The sequence below is a fragment of the Acidithiobacillus sp. M4-SHS-6 genome, from assembly GCF_047421495.1.
In the GTDB taxonomy this organism is placed as follows: Bacteria; Pseudomonadota; Gammaproteobacteria; order Acidithiobacillales; family Acidithiobacillaceae; genus Acidithiobacillus.
Genome location: NZ_CP175559.1, coordinates 2834953 through 2853408 on the forward strand (window position 1 = coordinate 2834953; position 18456 = coordinate 2853408).

Annotated in this window: 20 protein-coding genes; 5 read left to right on the plus strand and 15 right to left on the minus strand. The window is 57.7% G+C overall.

The genetic code is table 11. From position 1 onward, the window contains the following. Positions 1 to 19: 19 nt before the first annotated feature. The 15 genes from ACJU26_RS14765 to ACJU26_RS14835 all read right to left on the minus strand — a co-directional run bounded on the left by ACJU26_RS14765 (position 20) and on the right by ACJU26_RS14835 (position 13765). Positions 20 to 439 carry a ClpXP protease specificity-enhancing factor gene (locus tag ACJU26_RS14765; RefSeq protein WP_414040356.1) on the minus strand — a complete coding sequence of 140 codons (420 nt, stop codon included), beginning with the start codon at positions 437 to 439 and terminating at the stop codon, positions 20 to 22. 233 nt (positions 440 to 672) lie between these two features. Then, complete coding sequence (locus tag ACJU26_RS14770) at positions 673 to 1677, minus strand: class 1 fructose-bisphosphatase (protein ID WP_414040357.1); 1005 nt, start codon at positions 1675 to 1677, stop codon at positions 673 to 675. 38 nt (positions 1678 to 1715) lie between these two features. Beyond that, positions 1716 to 2462 carry a cell division protein ZapD gene (locus ACJU26_RS14775; RefSeq protein WP_414040358.1) on the minus strand — a complete coding sequence of 249 codons (747 nt, stop codon included), beginning with the start codon at positions 2460 to 2462 and terminating at the stop codon, positions 1716 to 1718. Positions 2463 to 2557: 95 nt separating this feature from the next. Continuing rightward, a complete protein-coding gene (gene coaE, locus ACJU26_RS14780) occupies positions 2558 to 3166 on the minus strand; it encodes a dephospho-CoA kinase (protein ID WP_414040359.1) in 609 nt (202 codons plus the stop codon). Positions 3167 to 3172: 6 nt separating this feature from the next. Next, the gene (locus ACJU26_RS14785) at positions 3173 to 3973 is read right to left on the minus strand and encodes a prepilin peptidase (RefSeq protein ID WP_414040360.1); all 801 of its coding nucleotides are present in this window, start codon (positions 3971 to 3973) and stop codon (positions 3173 to 3175) included. Continuing rightward, positions 3970 to 5322 carry a sigma-54-dependent transcriptional regulator gene (locus ACJU26_RS14790; protein WP_414040361.1) on the minus strand — a complete coding sequence of 451 codons (1353 nt, stop codon included), beginning with the start codon at positions 5320 to 5322 and terminating at the stop codon, positions 3970 to 3972. The genes ACJU26_RS14785 and ACJU26_RS14790 overlap by 4 nt, the downstream gene beginning before the upstream one ends. Beyond that, on the minus strand, positions 5319 to 6497 hold the full coding sequence (locus ACJU26_RS14795; RefSeq protein ID WP_414040362.1) for a two-component system sensor histidine kinase NtrB: 1179 nt from the start codon (positions 6495 to 6497) through the stop codon (positions 5319 to 5321). Before ACJU26_RS14795 ends, ACJU26_RS14790 begins: the two co-directional genes overlap by 4 nt. Beyond that, positions 6418 to 6933 carry a hypothetical protein gene (locus tag ACJU26_RS14800; protein ID WP_414040363.1) on the minus strand — a complete coding sequence of 172 codons (516 nt, stop codon included), beginning with the start codon at positions 6931 to 6933 and terminating at the stop codon, positions 6418 to 6420. The genes ACJU26_RS14795 and ACJU26_RS14800 overlap by 80 nt, the downstream gene beginning before the upstream one ends. 35 nt (positions 6934 to 6968) lie before the next feature. Continuing rightward, positions 6969 to 8684 (minus strand): type IV-A pilus assembly ATPase PilB, encoded by a 1716-nt coding sequence (pilB, locus tag ACJU26_RS14805; protein ID WP_414040364.1) that lies wholly within the window; start codon positions 8682 to 8684, stop codon positions 6969 to 6971. After that, on the minus strand, positions 8654 to 9556 hold the full coding sequence (locus ACJU26_RS14810) for a shikimate dehydrogenase (RefSeq protein WP_414040365.1): 903 nt from the start codon (positions 9554 to 9556) through the stop codon (positions 8654 to 8656). Before ACJU26_RS14810 ends, pilB begins: the two co-directional genes overlap by 31 nt. Then, positions 9546 to 10703 (minus strand): anhydro-N-acetylmuramic acid kinase, encoded by a 1158-nt coding sequence (locus tag ACJU26_RS14815; protein ID WP_414040366.1) that lies wholly within the window; start codon positions 10701 to 10703, stop codon positions 9546 to 9548. The genes ACJU26_RS14810 and ACJU26_RS14815 overlap by 11 nt, the downstream gene beginning before the upstream one ends. Before the next feature lie 134 nt (positions 10704 to 10837). Continuing rightward, positions 10838 to 11320 (minus strand): FKBP-type peptidyl-prolyl cis-trans isomerase, encoded by a 483-nt coding sequence (locus tag ACJU26_RS14820; RefSeq protein WP_414040367.1) that lies wholly within the window; start codon positions 11318 to 11320, stop codon positions 10838 to 10840. Positions 11321 to 11373: 53 nt separating this feature from the next. Next, positions 11374 to 12387, minus strand: a complete 1014-nt coding sequence (hemH, locus tag ACJU26_RS14825; RefSeq protein ID WP_414040368.1) for a ferrochelatase — start codon at positions 12385 to 12387, stop codon at positions 11374 to 11376. A 2-nt stretch (positions 12388 to 12389) separates the two neighbouring features. Next, positions 12390 to 13163: an exodeoxyribonuclease III gene (gene xth, locus ACJU26_RS14830; RefSeq protein WP_414040369.1), complete on the minus strand. Its 774-nt coding sequence runs from the start codon at positions 13161 to 13163 to the stop codon at positions 12390 to 12392. After that, positions 13163 to 13765: a glutathione S-transferase N-terminal domain-containing protein gene (locus ACJU26_RS14835; RefSeq protein ID WP_414040370.1), complete on the minus strand. Its 603-nt coding sequence runs from the start codon at positions 13763 to 13765 to the stop codon at positions 13163 to 13165. The genes xth and ACJU26_RS14835 overlap by 1 nt, the downstream gene beginning before the upstream one ends. A gap of 81 nt (positions 13766 to 13846) precedes the next feature. On the opposite strand from ACJU26_RS14835, the gene ACJU26_RS14840 reads away from it, so the two are divergent. The 5 genes from ACJU26_RS14840 to ACJU26_RS14860 all read left to right on the plus strand — a co-directional run bounded on the left by ACJU26_RS14840 (position 13847) and on the right by ACJU26_RS14860 (position 18436). Next, on the plus strand, positions 13847 to 14683 hold the full coding sequence (locus ACJU26_RS14840; protein ID WP_414040371.1) for a 23S rRNA (adenine(2030)-N(6))-methyltransferase RlmJ: 837 nt from the start codon (positions 13847 to 13849) through the stop codon (positions 14681 to 14683). A 39-nt stretch (positions 14684 to 14722) separates the two neighbouring features. Next, positions 14723 to 15007: a DUF2322 family protein gene (locus tag ACJU26_RS14845; RefSeq protein ID WP_414040372.1), complete on the plus strand. Its 285-nt coding sequence runs from the start codon at positions 14723 to 14725 to the stop codon at positions 15005 to 15007. 11 nt (positions 15008 to 15018) lie between these two features. After that, positions 15019 to 15780 carry an exodeoxyribonuclease III gene (locus tag ACJU26_RS14850; protein ID WP_414040373.1) on the plus strand — a complete coding sequence of 254 codons (762 nt, stop codon included), beginning with the start codon at positions 15019 to 15021 and terminating at the stop codon, positions 15778 to 15780. Continuing rightward, positions 15780 to 16673, plus strand: coding sequence for a 50S ribosomal protein L3 N(5)-glutamine methyltransferase (gene prmB / locus ACJU26_RS14855; RefSeq protein ID WP_414040374.1), 894 nt, complete (start codon positions 15780 to 15782; stop codon positions 16671 to 16673). Before ACJU26_RS14850 ends, prmB begins: the two co-directional genes overlap by 1 nt. A gap of 668 nt (positions 16674 to 17341) precedes the next feature. After that, a complete protein-coding gene (locus ACJU26_RS14860; RefSeq protein WP_414040375.1) occupies positions 17342 to 18436 on the plus strand; it encodes an HlyD family secretion protein in 1095 nt (364 codons plus the stop codon). The last annotated feature ends 20 nt before the right edge of the window (positions 18437 to 18456 follow it).

Consider the following 18456-nt stretch of genomic DNA (forward strand, 5'->3'; position numbering starts at 1 on the left):
AGAAGGCTTGACGGGATTTTCACTTAACCACGCGCAGTGAGGGTTTTCCCGACTTTTCCGGCGTTTCAGGGCCAGATCCTTCGCGCCCGACGGGATCGGTTCCCGGAGGTGGGGCTTCAGGAATTTCCGGCTCGGCAAAACCCATCCCTTCCTGGGTTTCGGCCGCATAAATAGCCGCCACTGCCGCCATCGGCACATCCACGTTACGCGCCACTCCGCCAAAGCGCGCATTGAAGCAAATCCAGCCATCGGCCATGCTGAGATTGTGACAGGCTCGGGGTGAGATATCCAGTATCATCCGTCCATCCTTGGCATAGCCACTGGGCACAGAGACTCCCGGATAGGCCACCACCACCAGGATATACGGCGTAAGCCCCTGGTCGATACACCACTGATAAATACCATTCAACAAGTAAGGCTTGGCACTTTCTGGCAACAAAACTTTTCTCCATTCGCAAGAAGTCCGGCAACACCCTTCCCGAAGCCGCATACCCATTTATATAGCCGAAGTCCAGAATTTCTCAAGTACTCCGGACTACCTGACAGCATATCCAGGCATTAAAATATTTAAGCTTGTAATTTACAGAAGCCTGGACCAGCCCGGGAATTTCCGGGCACAGCCTCATGCAGGCTCCCGCCGCAAGCGGGAGCCTTTTAGTACCGAGCCATCCATCAGCCCTGGTGGTAACTGGCCACCCGCTCCACTTCATTTTTGGCACCCAGAATCACCGGAACCCGTTGATGGAGGCTTTCGGGCTGAATTTCCAGGATGCGGGTAGTTCCGGTACTGGCCGCACCACCCGCTTGTTCAACCAGATAGGACATGGGATTGGCTTCGTAGAGCAAGCGCAGCTTACCCGGTTTTTTGGGGTCCTTCTGATCAAAGGGATACAGGAAAACGCCGCCCCGGCAAAGAATACGATGGATATCGGCCACCATGGAGCCCACCCAGCGCATATTGAAATTTTTCTGGCGCGGTCCTTCCGTGCCCTGATTCAGTTCCTCGATATAGCGCTGGACTGGCTTTTGCCAGTGCCGCTGATTGCTCATGTTGATGGCGTATTCCTGGGTGTCTTCGGGAATACGCATCTTTTGGTGGGTGAGGATGTACTCGCCGATGGAGGGATCCAGGGTGAAGCCATTGACGCCCTGCCCGGTACTGTACACCAGCATGTTGCTGGAACCGTACAAGGCATAGCCCGCCGCGACCTGTTCCACACCGGGCTGCAGAAAATCTTTCAGACTCGCATCTTGCCCCGCCGCCGGCGCGCGAAGAATGCTGAAAATGGTGCCGACGCTGATCCCCACATCGGTATTGCTGGACCCATCCAGAGGATCAAAGAGCAACAGATATTTGCCCCGGGGAATATTGTTGGGAATCGGATAGGGATCAACCATTTCCTCCGAGGCCATACCTGCAAGATGCCCGGTCCAGTCCATGGCATGCAAGATGGCGTCATTGGAAATGATATCGAGCTTTTTCTGCACTTCACCCTGCACATTATCGGTACCGGCGCTACCCAGCGCCCCCACCAATGCTCCTCGATACACCTGGGCGCCAATGAATTTGCAGGAAACCGCCAGGTCATTCAAAAGTGCCGCAAAATCGCCAGAAGCCTCGGGATGACGTCGCGTTTCCTCGGTAATGAATTGTGTCAGGGTAGTGCCAATATGCATGCGCAGATCCTTTAAAGCCGCTGAATGAATGGAATAGCTTACAGAGCACTCAGGCCCAGTTTGAAGGCGATGGTGGATTCTATCGCGCGAGCGGGCCCGTGGTCCAACCATTGCAACCAATGAATGTGAAACCGATGAATACCTCCACTGATTTTGGGATAACAATCGAGTTGATCGGCTATTTCCAGGCGGATCAACGAAGGCGGGCGACGCGGATCGAGGGCAGAGCCATAACGCCCTTCCGGAGCTGCCACGGACGACCAGGCACAGGAATCCCGCAACAAGGCCAGAATCAAATCCATGCTGCTTTGCAAGAGTTGCAGACCCTCCACCCAGCTTCCCAGAAGGGCTCTGGCACGTTCGGGTGCCTGTTGATTCCAAAAGGCCAGCAGCGGCAAATCACAATCGGCCAGACCACCGGCAACCCCCATACGCCCCCGCGCCAGCTGGATGATTTCCTGATGCCGCAGCACTTCTCCGAAAGGTTCTCGGTGCTCTCTCAGCATTTTCAGTTGCTGATCAATGCGAAACTGCCAAGCCTGCAGGGGGCCTTCAGCCACCTCCGGACTCTGGGACCAGCGACTGAGGCTTTGCCCCAGTCGCTCCAACTCCAGAATCAGATCCAGACGCAGCTCGGGGCGAGCACAAAAATCCAGCAGTTCAATGTACGGACGCAGAGCCTGGCGGAGATCCGTCTCATGAATGCGTTGCACCTGGGCAAAAACGCTCTCCAATCGCAGTAGCAATCGGGCGCGTTCATGCAGGGGATGCTCATAAACTGCCATGCCAGTCCTTTGTTATCCATACTCGCCGCCCATAAGGACAGCAAAAAGTGCACCATCTTCGGGCACCATGGGACAGGGTGCCACAGACAATTTTTCTAGGCAAATCCATGACCTTTATGGAGGATGCTCCAGAAATCCAGCACCGCCTTGCGCAAGCTGCTCAGGTCTTTTTCATTGTGGATGATATAATCGGCCGCAGCATTACGCTGCGCACGCGGCAGCTGCGCTGCCAGCACCGCTTCTATCTGCTCGGCGGACCAACCGGGGCGCTTCCGCAGACGGGCAATTTGGAGCGGACGCGGACAATCAACCACAAGAATCTGGTCCAGCAATGGCTGGTAATGGTTTTCGACCAGGAGCGGCACCACCCAGACGATGATCGCTTCTGGCCGGCTGTTCTGCAGTTGCTGGCTGCGCTCCAGAAAAAGCTGGCGAATTTGCGGATGCAAGAGCGCTTCCAACCATTTTCTGGCGGCTGGATCGCCAAATACCCGAGCTCGCAAGCGCGCACGATCCAGACAACCATCGGCCTGCAAACATTCGGAACCCCAGTGCTGGACGATGGCTTCCAGAGCAGGCTGGCCCGGTTCTACCAGCTCGCGTGCCAGACGATCGGCATCCAGAATATGGGCACCCAAATCCTCCAGCATCTCCGCAACGGTACTTTTGCCACTGGCGACGCCACCAGTCAGCCCTATGCGCATGGTCAATCAACTCCCCAGCAAATGCAGGTAGCCCTGCACAATTTCATGGGGCCAGAGCAGCATCAGCCAGCCCCCCAGGGCCAGATAGGGTCCGAAGGGAATGGCATAATCCCGGCCCTTCCCGCCCAGCAGAAAAGCCACGGCCACCAAGCCTCCACTGAGAGCGGCGATAAACAGGGTCAGAAATACCGCCTGCCAGCCGAGCCATGCACCAATCAAGCCGAGCAATTTGAGGTCACCCCCGCCCATGCCATGTCTCCCGGTCATTTTCAGATAACCGGTAGCCAGCAGCCACAGACTGCCATAACCCAGGACCATGCCGAGCAGCGCATTCCAGGGTGTCGTCAGGGCCAGCCCTGACCAAAACAAGGCAGATGCGTTGATGAGCAGCCCGAGGAGCATGCCGGGTTTGGTGATGCGGTCCGGAAGGAGTTGGGTTTCCAGATCGATCAGCGTCAAGGCCAACAATATCCAGGTGAAAAGCAGGGCCGGGATCAGCGACCAACGGAATCCCCACTGCCAGGCCACCACGACACTGAAGATGCCCGTCATGAGCTCCAATGCCGGATAGCGCCAGGCAATCGGACCGCCACAATCATGACAGCGGCCGCGCAGCAGCAACCAGCTGAGGATGGGAATATTCTCCCAGGCACGCAGCACATGACCACAGTGCGGACAATGGGAGGCCGGACGAATGACGGATTCGCGCCGGGGAACCCGATGCACCACCACATTGAGAAAACTGCCGATCAGCAGCCCGAACAGTCCGACCAAGCCATAGCCCGCCACTGGGAAAAGAGGGGTCATCCGAGGCTTCCTGTCAAGCTACGCGCATGTCTGAGTGTAAATGATTGTGGGCATAGCCCCAACCGCTGCGCGGCCACAGTGACATCTCCGGCAGCCGCTTCAAGCATGCTGCACAGCAAAGCAGCTTCAGCATCATCCAGAACCCGCGCCACAACAGATTCCGATTTGGGGACGCGCGGAACTGGAGGCTGAGCCTCAACCCGGGCGGTTGCCGGGATGGTTTCCAGAATATTCTTATCCGGAAAGACCAGACTGCGCTCCAGTAAATTCTCCAGCTCGCGCACGTTACCCGGGAAATCATATTCCAGCAGTCTGGTCATTGCGCCTTCAGCCAAGGTCGCCGGACTCCGGTCTCCCTGCCTGTTCATCCGCTGAAGAATGACATCCACCAGTTGGGGAATGTCTTCCAGTCGCTCGCGCAAAGGGGGAACATGTAGCTGGATGACATTCAGGCGATACAGGAGGTCCTGGCGAAAGGTCCCGGCTTCCACCATGGCTGCAAGGTTACGATGGGTCGCCGAGATAAAGCGCAGGTCCAGAGAGATTTCCCGCGTCCCGCCCAGGGGGCGGATCACCCGTTCCTGAATGGCACGCAGTAATTTGACCTGCATCAACATGGGTAACTCGCCAATTTCATCCAGAAAAAGCGTACCGCCATTCGCCACCTGGAAGAGTCCCTGGCGTGCCCGGGTGGCCCCGGAATAGGCACCCTTTTCGGCCCCAAACAACTCACTCTCGATCAAGCCTTCAGGAATCGCGCCACAGTTCACTGCCACAAAAGGCTTGTCATGGCGCAAGCTGGAATCATGAATGGCCCGGGCTGCGAGCTCTTTGCCGGTGCCTGATTCACCAGTGATATGTACGGGAGCATTACTGCGCGCGAGCTTGCGAATATCTTCTCTTAATTGCTGCATCAGGGGAGAACGCCCGACCAGCCTGTCCGTAGCATCGTGCTCTGCATTTTGTGGATTGCTCAGCTTGAGGGCCTGGGCTACAAGGTGCCGCAGGCGCACCAGCTCAATGGGTTTGGACATGTAGTCAAAAGCCCCTGCCTGCATGGCTTCGACAGCACCATCGGCCGATGAATAGGCGGTAATGACCGCCACCGGAAGCTGGGGATGTTCCTCGTGCAGACGGCGCACCAGATCAATACCCGAACCATCCGGCAGGCGCAAATCACTCAAGACCAAAGAGGGGAGTCCTGCGGAAAGACACCCATGGGCTTCGGCCAGGGAGTGGGCACCAGACACTTCCAGCCCCATCCCTTCCAGGGTAATGCGTAATAATTCGACGATATTGGGCTCGTCATCCACAACCAGCGCAGAAGGAGCAGATCGGCTCGTCGTCATGCATCTTCCTCGTTCACATTCCAGCAAGGTAAAAATATTTTGAACATCACACCACTCTCGGCATGATTTTCACACAGCACATGCCCGCCGTTCATGCTGATCAACTCACGCACCATGGGCAAACCCAGCCCGGTACCCCGAGAGTTGGTGGTAAAAAAGGGTTCAAAAATGCGATCCATGACCTCCGGCGGGATACCCGGACCAAAATCCCGTAGCGTCAGCATAATCTGTTTTTTGCCAACGCGTCCGGCACTGATTTCCATGCGCAGCAACCCATCTGCATCACCGCCATATTGCGCCGCATTATGCAACAGATTCCAGATAACCTGGCGTAACTGGGCAGGGTCGACATAAGCCAGCAAGCTGCTTGGAATATCCTCAACCAGCACATGGATCTCCGCCAACTGTGGATCCGCCTGCAGCTGGACGATCAGTTTCGGCAACCAGTTGGCCAAGGCGATCGGTTCAAGATGGGCAGGTCCCGGCCGGGCCATTTCCAGGACCGATTCGACAATACGGTTAATCCGCACCGTTTCCCTTTCCAGTATTTCAAACAAATGACGGGATCCCGTATTTTCCAGATTTTCGTCCAGCAGATTGGCCGCATGGCGAATGACACTCAGAGGGTTGCGAATTTCGTGGGCGATATTGGCAGCAAGACGTCCCAGAGCGGCCAGTTGCGCCTCACGCTCCCGGGTCCGCAAAGCCGAAGCATCGTGCAGGAGCAATAGTCGATAGGGACTCTCGGGAAGCGTAATTTTGCGCACCAGCAAAGACGGCGTGCGATCCCTGGAAGCCGGATCGTCAGAACCGAGGGGGACCAGTACCTCACCGTCACTACTCTGATGCCTGATCAACATGGCAGCGAGCCGGGCCTGCACCAGATCGATGGCGACGGGCACGTTTCCCCAATACCGATAACCCGTAAGCTTGCGGGCGAGGGGATTGCTCAGAATGACCCGATTATGTTTGTCCAATACCAATACGCCCACATCCATGTGCTGAACGATTTCCTGATTCAACCTGTTCAGGTTGAAAAGCTCCTGATCGCGCTGCAAGGCCAGACGATTGCCCCGATCCAGACTGCGTACCAGACTATCGGCCAGTACGGCCACTGCCACCAACGCCAGAATATAAATAAACAACTGGCCGAAAAGGGGGTGCACGCCGGCCATCCCCCCCCTGAAGAGATTCCAGAACCAGCAGCAGCAACAAAACCCAGACGAATAAAAAGGCGCCCTTGCCACGCAGCAAACTGGCTACGGAAACCAGCAAGAGAAAAGGAAGAATGCTGAATGGGCCACTGATACCACCGCCATAATGCAGAAGCAGCAATACCAGAATCGTATCCACCAACACCTGCAGCCAGACATGCCAGCGCGATTGATCCGGGAGCTTCATCAACAGGAGCAGCAGATAGAACAGACTCATCCCGGCCGCCCAGAGAGAAACCAGGCTCAGTGGACGCAAGCGGGGTCCCAGATCCAGAATGCGCGCACCGAAGGGCAGCTGCACCAGCACGGCAATGGCTGCCGCAATCAGCAGACGATAAGCCGATACACCCCATAAACGACGCCAAGAACCATCCTGCTGGAGAGACTCAGAAGTCATGAACGCCGGTATTTTTGTGCCACATCAGCAAACCATCACAGGTTGGTGACCCGCAACACCTCTTCCAGGCTCGTCACTCCTTCCTGGACTCGGCGCAAGCCATTCTGGCGCATGGTAAGCACCCCCTCGCTGGCTGCTTGTCGGGCCAGATCCAGGGCGGTCCCTCCCCGCATGATGATTTCACGCATGGCATCACTGACCGGCATGACCTGATAGAGTCCGATACGCCCCTTGTAACCGGTTTTATTGCACGCATCGCAACCCACCGGTCCCATGGGCCGCCAGCCTGGCAACTCCTCGGCATGGAAGCCCGCCTCGACCAGCGCCTGGTCCGGAATACGAACCGGTTTTTTACACTGGCTGCAGAGCTTGCGGGCCAGACGTTGGGCCATGACCAAATGTACCCCGCCGGCGATATTGTAGGTGGGGATGCCCATGTTCTCCAGACGCGTCAAACTTTGGGGAGCGTCGTTGGTGTGCAGGGTAGCCAGCACCAGGTGGCCGGTCTGCGCCGCCTTGATGGCGGTTTCTGCGGTTTCCAGATCACGTACCTCACCCACCATGATGATGTCCGGATCCTGGCGTAAAAATGAACGCAGTGCTGCCGCAAAATTCAAACCGATGCGTTCATTGATATTCACCTGATTGATCCCGTACACCGGAATTTCCACCGGATCTTCTGCCGTACTGATATTGCAGTCACCCGTATTGAGGATATTCAGCGCCGTGTACAGCGTCGTGGTTTTACCCGAGCCCGTAGGCCCCGTCACCAGGATCATGCCATAGGGCCGATGAATGGCCTCTTCAAAGGCTTTGCGTTGTTCCGGCAAAAAACCGAGCTGTTCTATGGGTACCTTGGAACTGGCGGGATCCAGCAAGCGCAGGACAATGGTTTCTCCGAAGCTGGTGGGCAGGAAAGACACCCGAAAATCAATGACCCGGGCAGGGGGTACCCGCACCCGCAAACGGCCATCCTGGGGTAAACGACGTTCGGAAATATCCAGACGACAAAGAATCTTCAATCGGGAAGTAATACCATCACGCAAAGCCAAGGGTGGATGCAACGCATCCTGCAAAACCCCATCCAGACGATAACGTACCCGGAGATCCTTTTCATAGGGTTCCAGATGGATATCCGACACGCCCCGCTGAATGGCATCCAGCAGCAGTTGTTGGACAAAACGCACCACCGGCGCATCCTCGACGGTTCCATCACTGTCCTTCGAGAGATCAAATTCTTCCTGGGCATCCGCATCGGCCTCATCCTTGGCCTTGTCCAGGAAAATATCTTCAATACCCGTGCCGGCATTATGGGCAAGATGTACCGCCCGCATCAGCTTGTCGGCTTCTACCAGGATAGGTACCACCTGCAACCCGGTGTTGAATTTGATGTCCTCCACCGCCTTGAAATCGGTGGGGTCGGCCATGGCCAGATAAAGGGTGTCCCCACGCTTGGACAAGGGCAAAACCAGGTAGCGACTCATCAGATGCTTATCGACCCGGCGCAGCAGCATCTCGTCAATGATGACGGCCTCCAGATCGAGCATGGGCATGTTGTAGCGCTGGGAAAAATGGGCCATCAGCGCAGGGGCCGAAACCACCCCTTTTTCAACCGCATAAAACAATAAGGGCTTCTTGCCGCGCGCGGGGTCACTGGCAAGATGCACCAATTGCACTTCATTACCCAGCCCATGACTGACCAGCGCCCGCAGTACGGGCGTTAAAGCAATTTGTTCCGGGTTTGCAGCCATCGCCGTAATGTATCCTCCACAAGCTGGGTCTGGGGTAAGACACCGGTCCAGATGCGGAAGCTTTCCGCTCCCTGTTCCACCAGCATGCCCAAGCCGTCCATTGCGTCCCGCCCGCACTGGCGGGCAGTCCGTAACAACGGGGTCTCCAAGGGGTTATAGACGATATCGTAAACTTTGCCATGACTTGACAAGCATTCCAGATCCAGCTCCGGATGACTTTCTCCGTGCAGGCCCAAGGCACTGGTGTTCACCAGCAAGCCGACCTGCGGCAAAATCCGGGCCAGGCTTTTTCGCTCCAGGGGCAGGGGATGCAAGGGAAAGCGCGCGAATTCCCCAGCCAGCCTTTCAGCCCGATCAGGATGCCGATTGGCCACATAAATGGCCGGACAACCAGCGCTTCCCAGGGCATAGACAATGGCCCTGGCCGCCCCCCCGGCGCCAATGACCAGTACCGGTGCAGCGCGCCAGTCACTTCCAACGCCACGTTCCAGCGCGCGCTGAAAACCCAGTGCATCGGTATTGCTCCCGAAACTGCGCCCCGCCGTGAAATGAATCGTGTTGACGGCCCCGATTTGTCGCGCCTCAGGGCTGAGTTCATCCACCAGCGACAATACGGCTTCCTTGTGGGGGACGGTGATATTCAGGCCATGCACCCCTGCGGCAGCAAGCCCTTCCAAGGCCTTGGGCAAAGCCGCAGTCCTGACCGGGAAGGGAACATACACCGTGTCGAGCCCCCGTTGCGCGGCAAACAGGCGATGCATCCAGGGCGACAGACTGTGTTTTACCGGATCACCCACGATGCCGTATACGGCGGTTTCACCGCCAGGATGCCACTTTTCTTCTGGTGACAAAGCTTCTGGATCAGTGACCATCTGCGCAAGCCTCAGCAGGAGCGGCCAGCAGGCCCAGCAGCTTCGACCAGTTTCTGCCGGGCAGGATATTACCCAGCACTACCGGTTGACGGACACCCGTCACCTGTGCATAGGGCAAGGTTCTGCCCAGCAAGCATTGCCCACCCAGCCAGGCAAAGGCCAGGGCTTCCAGGGCCTGGACAGGAATTCCACTGTTGGGCGCGCCGATACGCACCGGCAACTCCGGCAAAACTGCCTGCAAAGCGCCTACCAGGGTGGGATTTTCGGCACCGCCACCAAAAACCAGGAGTTCACTGGCCCCCGGCGTCCAGTTTCGCAGTGCGTCAGCTACGCTGCGCGCGGTCAGTGCCGTGATAGTTGCCACAAAGTCCGTCTCCGCATAGGCCCAGTCGGCCCACCAACTGCGGACCAACTGCTCATCAAAACTTTCCCGGCCCGTGCTTTTCGGTGGAATTTGCCGAAAGTAGGGATGATTCAGCCACAGCGCCAGAGGCTTTTCCTGAATTTTTCCGGCGGCAGCCAAACTGCCATCGAGATCGCAGTTGACAGTACCACGACTCAGCATCCGCGCTGCTGCATCCAGCAATACATTGCCAGGACCGCTGTCAAAAGCCTGCAGAGGACGGGAATCGCCCAGGCCTGGAATCCAGGTCAGATTGGCCATCCCCCCCAGATTCAGGATCAAGCGGGCCTGATCACTCTGGAAAAGATATTGATGAAAGGGAGGAACCAAAGGCGCACCTTCCCCCCCCGCAGCCACATCGGCCTGCCGAAAATCATGGACCACCGTCAACCCGGTGGCTATGGCCACATCGGCGGCCGAACCAATCTGCAGGGTAAAGCCCGGTTCAGCGCGTGGCTGATGGCGGATGGTCTGACCATGCAGGGCGATGAAATCCACGGGACCCAGTTGGGCAATGGCGGCTTGGGCCACTTCCGCGTAACAGGCTCCCAGATGACGATCCAGTCTGGCCATCTGTTCCACCGGCAAAGGGCCATTGGCCGCGAGAATCATGTCCCGCAAGGGCGCGGAAAAAGTCTGGCTATACACCCCAACATAAGCCTGCTCCCGGGGAGCGGCGAGATCCAGCACGGCGGCATCCACCCCATCGGCACTGGTCCCGGACATCAAGCCCAAAGCGCGCATGGGTTTACCTCACGACATCCATGCTCCTGGATGTTTTTGCATCTATGGCAGCCCATCATCTTGGCCAGCTAGCCCATCCCAGACGATAGGCCGCGGTCAGCAGTCGATTTTCTGCCAGCGGCACAAGATTCCGATCAATGCTCGTGACCGTGCTCACCATGCACATGACCATGGGCCAGCTCTTCCGCCGTCGCATCGCGCACATCCAGAACCGTGACATCAAAATTGAGGGTCATGCCCGCCAATGGATGGTTCAGATCCACGGTGACATCTTCGCCTTCAATATCAATGACCGTGGCCAAACACGCACCTTCGTCCGTCTCGGTTTCAAATTGTGTCCCGATTTCCAGTTCTTCCGGGTCATCAAAATCTTCCCTGGCCACTACTTCCACCAGATCTTCGTCCCAATCTCCGTAACCTTCTTCCGGAGGAATGGACACTTCGACCTTGTCACCCGCACGATGACCGGCCAGGGCCTGCTCCAGGCCGGGAATGATGCCGTGATGTCCGTGCAGATAAATGAGGGGTTCTTCACCTACGGAGCTGTCAATCAGCTCCCCCTCTTCATCGGTGAGGGAATAGTCGATGGTGACTACCTTGTCTTTGCTGATGATCATATGGCGCGTCCTATAGATGAGGGCTGGAGGGGTGAGACTGATTTATGGAAATTCTAGCCTGACTGGGCAGAAACGGCAAAATTTTCCGGAGCATCCCAGCCTTGCCATGAAGGCGCAAGAATCTCGGAAAACGCCTTTATCCATAAGGGATTATCATTCAGCGCCGGAATATAATGCAAGGCTTTGCCGCCCGCGCTCAAAAAAGTTTCCTTCCCTTCCTGGGCTATTTCCTGAAGCGTTTCCACACAATCGGCGGTAAACCCCGGGCAAAGGACATCCACCTCCTTGACCCCCTCTTTCGCCAGATGCGTTAGCGTCTTATCCGTATAGGGTTCCAGCCATTTTGCCGCGCCAAAACGACTTTGAAAGGTTCGCACCCATTCCCCCTGCTGCAAACCCAGCTCCTGCACCAGTAGCGCCGTGGTTTTTTCACACTGCTGACGATAAGGATCCCCCAGCTGGATAGACCGCTGCGGCAAGCCATGAAAGGAGATGAGCAGTTTTTTGGCGCGGCCGTTTTCCTGCCACCAATTTCTGACGCTGTCGGCAAGCGCCTGGATATAGGCGGGGTGAGCATGCCAGTCGCGCAGCATGCGTACTTCCGGAATTTCCCGCATGGCGCGAAATTCCGCCGCCACTTTATCAAATATGGAAGCCGTTGTGGCAGCGGCGTACTGGGGATACAGAGGGACCACGAGGACTTTCTCGCATCCTGACTGGCGTAATTCCGCCAGCCCCTGCCGTATGGAGGGCTTTCCGTAACGCATGGCCGGTGTTACCCGCAAACGCCCCGGAAAGTGGGTATCCGCATATTTTTGCAGCCCTTCCGCAAGACGTTGACTGTAGACCAGCAGAGGAGATCCCTCCGGCATCCAGATGCTGGCATAATTTCGGGCGGAACGCGCCGGGCGAAAAGTCAGAATCGGCCCGTTCAATATGGGCCACCAGATAATCCGGGGTAACTCTACCACTCGTGGATCACTGAGAAACTCCCGCAAATAGCGACGTACCGCCGGCGCCGTAGGCGCTTCCGGCGTGCCCAGATTGACCAGCAGAATGCCAATCATGTCTATTCCTGCAACTCGATGTAGACGGGGGCATGGTCCGATGGTCGTTCCGCCGCCCGGGCATTGCGGTCAATGACCACATTCCGAATGACAGGCAATAAAGCAGTGGAGGCCAGAATCAGATCAATGCGCAACCCCCGATTGCGGCGAAAACCCGCCGCCCGATAATCCCACCAGCTCCACTCCTGGAGATCACCGTGCATTTGCCGCCAGCTATCCAGTAATCCAAGACCCAGCAGCGCCGCCAGAGCGGCCCGCTCCCGGGGGGAACAAAGCACATCCTCGCCCCAGGCCACCGGGTCGAATACATCGCGGTCATCGGGAGCAATATTGAAATCGCCGACCAGAAGCAATTGCGGCCACCGCTCCAGTTCGCTGGCTACCAGCGCGCGCAGACGCTCCAGCCACTGCAGTTTGTAGGGATACTTGTCACTCTCCAGAGACTGACCGTTGGGTACATAGACATTGACGACCCTAATACCCGCAAAAGTGCCCGCACACAAACGGGCTTGTCCATCGCCACCGTCGGGCCAGTCACATCGACCATCCTCTGGCGCTATTCGGCTGAGCATTGCCACGCCGTTGTAGGTCGGCTGCCCATGATAAAGGGCATGGTAACCCGCAGCCGCCAGTTCGGCGACGGGAAACTTTTCATCCGCCAGCTTGGTTTCCTGAAGGCAAAGCAGATCCGGGGATTTTTCATGCAACCACTCCAGCACCTGGGGAAGACGCACCTTGAGCGAGTTCACATTCCAGCTGGCTATTTTCATGGACATTATTGGGGCAGCGTCGCGCTGACACTGGGTCGCAAACGCATGCTGTGCATCCAGGCCAGCAGATCGGGAAACTGGACCAGAAAGTCCGGAGCCCGCAAGTCGACATAGCCTACGGCAGCCACCGAGGCGATTTGCGACAGACTGAGTACAGGGGCATTCGCCGCATCTTTCCAGGCCTTGCTTTCTTCCTGGAGCATCGCCAGCGCCGTGGACACCTTGCTTCGAGCGCGTTGCAACATGTTCAGATTCTGACATTCGGCGGTATGACGCTGCTCCAACACCCAGGCAATGGTCGAATCCATGATGCCACTGGCCAGTGCCTCCACCCGAAGGGTTTCAATGCGCGCTTCCGGGTCCCGGGGAATAATGGCGGGGTCGGGACGCAGCAGTTCCAGATACTGAATGATCACTGCGGAATCGTAGACTGCGGAACCATCATTGCGCAACAGCACGGGGATTTTACCCAGGGGATTATGAGATAAAGCGGCGTGGTCGGGAGCGCGCAAATTAACCCACTCCACTTCACAGGAAATGTTTTTTTCCAGCAAAGCCATACGGACTTTGCGGGCGTAAGGGCTGGTTTCGGTAGCAAACAGGCGCATCTTTTTTCTCCTTATGGGGGTAGGCCAGTGTGGTCTCTGCTATCATGACGAAAGCATCGTCTCAAGCCAAGCCCAGGAATCATGAACTACCAACATCAATTTCACGCCGGCAACGCCGCCGATTGCATCAAGCATCTGGCGCTTTATCTGACGCTCACGGCCTTGACCCGCAAGGACAGCCCCCTGGCTTATATGGACACCCACGCCGGGGCCGGCAGGTATGTCCTGGGCGCTTCCGGAGAGCATCTCGGCGGCATTACCCGCCTGTGGTCCGATCGCCGCAGCCTACCCCAATGCGGGGACTGGCTGAAAATCATTCGTCAGATCCATCCCGACAAACGACTGCAACGGTATCCCGGCTCGGCCAGGCTGGCGGCAGAATTGCTCCGCCCCGAGGATCGGATGATTTTATGCGAAACCGTGCCGGAAATCGCCACACAGTTACGCAACGATCTGGGGAAAAGGCCGCGTAGCAGCGTCCTCAATGAAGATGGTTATCGTACACTTTTCGCCCATATTCCTCCGCCGGAAAAACGTGGTCTGGTGTTGATAGACCCGCCCTTTGAACGGCGGGATGAATGGGAAATCCTTGCCGACACCCTGCTGCGAGCCTATCGACGCTGGCCCCAGGGGACCTATCTCGTCTGGTATCCCATAAAAATTCGCGGTACGATCACGCGGTTCTGGCAAGCCCTGCGCGGCCAGATTCCGGCACTGGTGTTTGAACTGCTGCAGAAGCCTGAAGAGGGCCGGGAAACACTTTTCGGCAGCGGCCTCTTGCTGATCAACGCCCCTTGGGGAGTCAAAGAAGCCCTCAGCGCCGGACTCACCGAACTCGGCCCCTTACTTGCCGATCCGCGGTCCGGTGGATTCTGGTCCCTGCGCTGCAGCGGCTGGCCTGGCCCTGAAATACCCTAAACGGAACGCGCTGAAACCCGGCGCCATAAGGACAACAAGATGAAAAAAACGGCACTTCCCAATATTGAGCACATTCAAAAACTGCTACTCTACGGCGGACCTTCTGCCCAACTGCAGGGAGAACTGGTCAAAACACCTGACAGCGAAATCAGCGTCGCCATTCTGTACCATCTCGCCCTGCGTCATGGCGTCATCAGCCCAACTGCAGCGCGGGAAGGTCTTGCGCTGCTGGCGACTGCCGGAAAGGCGGGCGAAAATGGTCGCCAAATTCTTGAAAAAGTCATTGCCGACAGCGATTTTCTGGCTGTGCGGGTCATGCGCTGAAGGCGAGGTCAATGCGTCTTTACAGCTGGAATGTCAACGGTTGGCGGGCAGCCTGCCGCAAGGGACTGCGCGACTGGGTAGACAATGCCAAACCCGATCTGCTTTGCATTCAGGAAAGCAAGGCGGACCCCACAACCATGCGCCCGGAAGAAAGCCGGCTGGACGGATACAGCAGCTGCTGGGCGGTTGCCCAACGTCCCGGTTACAGTGGCGTCGCCACCTTCAGCAAGCCCGCTGATTGCCCGGCGCGACCTGGTCTGGGAATCCAACGCTTTGATGCCGAGGGAAGAGTCGTCATCACGGATTGCGGAGATTTTGATCTCTACAATGTCTATTTCCCCAATGGCAAAAAAGATAGGGAAAGACTGGCTTTCAAGCTCGACTTTTATGCGGCCTTTCTGGAGCATGTCAACCACCGGGTAGCTACCGGTCGTCCCGTCATTTTTTGTGGTGACGTGAACACGGCCCATCGTCCCATAGACCTTGCCCGACCCAAGGAAAACCAGCATATCTCGGGTTTTCTGCCCGAAGAAAGGGCCTGTCTGGATTTATGGGAGCAGCATGGCTGGGTAGACAGTTTTCGCCATTTTCACCCCGATGAGGTGCGTTATTCCTGGTGGAGCCAGCGCACGGATGCACGCAGTCGGGACATTGGCTGGCGCCTGGATTACTTCTGGGTACACCAGAGCCTCTTGCCCCGCCTGCGCGACGCCGGCATTGCCACGGAAGTCATGGGCTCCGATCATTGTCCCGTCTGGCTGGAGATTCACTAATGCGCCTCGAAACCTATATGCAGCTTGCCGAAAATGTGCTGACTACCCTGGGCGATTTCCGCCGCTGGGGAGCCAGTCGTTTTGCCGCCGCAGATCTGGATTTCAGTCAGGGGCAGCAAAATCCCCGCGCCGAAGCCGACCTGATTCTGGCCCGGGCATTGCACCTGGAACCCGAAGATCTGGGCGACTTCAACAACGCCCGGCTTTTGCCCGAAGAAAAAAGCCTCGTGCTGAATCACTTTTATCAGCGCGAAATACTTCGCCGCCCGGCGGCCTATATCACCGGCGAAGCCTGGTTTGCCGGGTTGCGCTTCATGGTGGATGAACGGGTGCTGATTCCCCGAAGCCTCATCGAGCCCTTCATCGAGGAGGGTTTTGCCCCCTGGGTGGACGAAACCCGGGTGCGGCGTATTCTCGAAATTGGTACCGGTTCGGGATGCATGGCCATTACCCTGGCCCTGCGTTTTCCCCATGCCGAAGTGCACGCCGTGGACATTTCCACGGACGCCCTGAACGTGGCTCGCGTCAATGTGCAACGACATGGGCTGGAAGATCAGGTGCGGTTATATCAGTCCGACCTTTTTTCCGCCTTGGACGGACAGCGCTATGACCTGATCATCAGCAATCCACCCTATGTGGATGCCGCCGCCATGGCTGAATTGCCCCTGGAGTACACCCATGAGCCGCGCCTCGCACTGGCGGCCGGAGCAGACGGACTGGACTGTCTGCTCCCCCTGCTGGAGCAAGCTCCTCAGCATCTCGAAGCTGGCGGGGTATTGATCGTGGAAACCGGGGATGCGGAAATCGCCCTCAATGAACAACGCCCCGACCTGCCCCTGATCTGGCTGGAACACCCGGCGGGCGGTTCTGGCGTGTTTCTGATGACCCAATAAAACCTGAACAGCAAAGTGGCGGTGAGCGGGAATGCTTTTTGCGACTTTGGCCTGCGCCGTTGTTGTGCTTGGCCGCTGAAACACCTGGAAGCATTGTGGAATTCATGGTGCTCCGAGGAGCACAGCACATCTTCCGATAAAATGGCCACATACCTTGCAGGTAACGGGTAATCATAAAGGCGGATCTTTACCAGGTTGAACATCTGATCGTTTTTGGTAGGCGCCCGGGATCCGCGCGGTGAGGCCACCGGCCGCCTCTTCGAGAAGGGTCTGAACCCCATGCGGGTGGTGTCAATCATCGGCCAAGAAACTTTGCAGCGGTAGCGGCCCCCTTCCAGGATCAGCCTGACGACCATAGTTGAGCACAATGAGGCGAAAGGCCTACGCATGGGCACTTGGCCCCGCTCGTATTGGTAGAACCAGTCTGCCTCCGGCAAGCGTCATGGAAAGCATGGATTTTTGCGGAACATGCTATATTTATTATATTTAAAGTACTTCGGAAAACTCGTCATACCCACGAAGACAGTATCCAGTTGTTTGATTTGGCTGGGCTCCCGCCGTTGCAGGAGCGACGAAGCGATGGTTTTTGGAGGCGCCCAATATATCATGGTGCGATCCGGTCCAGATCTCCGGGTTGACCGCCGGTTCGGATACTCAGGGAGGTGGACGTGTCCAAGAAGACCCTTGTCCTGCTCGCGATGGGCGCATTCGTGGCCTTGGTGGCTGGAGTGGTTCTATGGCAATGGTTGCGACCACCCACTGCCGCCGGACTCATTACGGCGAGTGGGCGTATCGAGGGTCGGATCACTGTCCTCAGCCCCAAGTCCCAGGGGCGGGTGGAGCGGCTGCTGGTGGACGAAGGCCAGCGGGTCCGTGCTGGGGAGGTATTGGCCATCTTGCGGGATCGGGCCCTGGAGGCCCGCGTGCGGGGATTGGAGGCCGCCCGGCTTACCGCCGAGGAGCGGCTGCGGGCGGCACAGACGCAGTTGGCCCTGGCCCGCGAACGTCTCCCCTTGCAGGTGGATCAGGCCCAGGCCGCTGTCGCGGAGGCCCAGGCCCGCCTGGGTCGAGCGCAGGCTAGCGCCCGCAATGCAAAACGGGATGCGAAGCGCTATGCCGAGTTGGTGAAGGAGCACTATGTATCGCAGAGGGCTGCCGAGGCGGCCCAACTGGACGCGCTGAGCGCCGAGAAGGCGGTGACGGAGGCCGAGGCGGCGCGGCGACGGACGGCGCGGGAACTTGCCTTGGCACGCTTGGCGGAAATGCAAATCAAGGCGGACGAACAGGGGCGGAATGCCCTGGCCCGCCAGGTCCTGCAAGCCCAGGAGGCGTTGGCGGAGGCGCAGACCCTCCTCCAGGACCTGCAGATCAAAAGCCCCATCGATGGGGTCGTCCTCACCCGCACGGTGGAGTTGGGAGAAGAAGTGCGGCCAGGCAGCCCCTTGTTCACCCTGGTGGATCCGGATCATCTCTACCTCAAGGTCTATATCCCCGAGCCCGAGATCGGCAAGGTGGCCTTGGGTCAGGAGGCGCGGGTTTACGTGGATGCCTATCCGGGCCGGGCCTTTCCGGCGCGGATAAGCAAGATCGCCAGCCAGGCCGAATTCACGCCGAAAAATGTGGAAACCCGCGAGGAACGGGTCAAGCTGGTCTTCGCGGTGGAGCTCTCCCTCCTGGAGAACCCCGGTGCCGTCCTGAAGCCGGGAATGCCCGCGGACGGCGTCATTCGCTGGCAGCCCGACGCCCCCTGGAAGGGCCCGTGAACCGTGGCGGAGCTACCCCC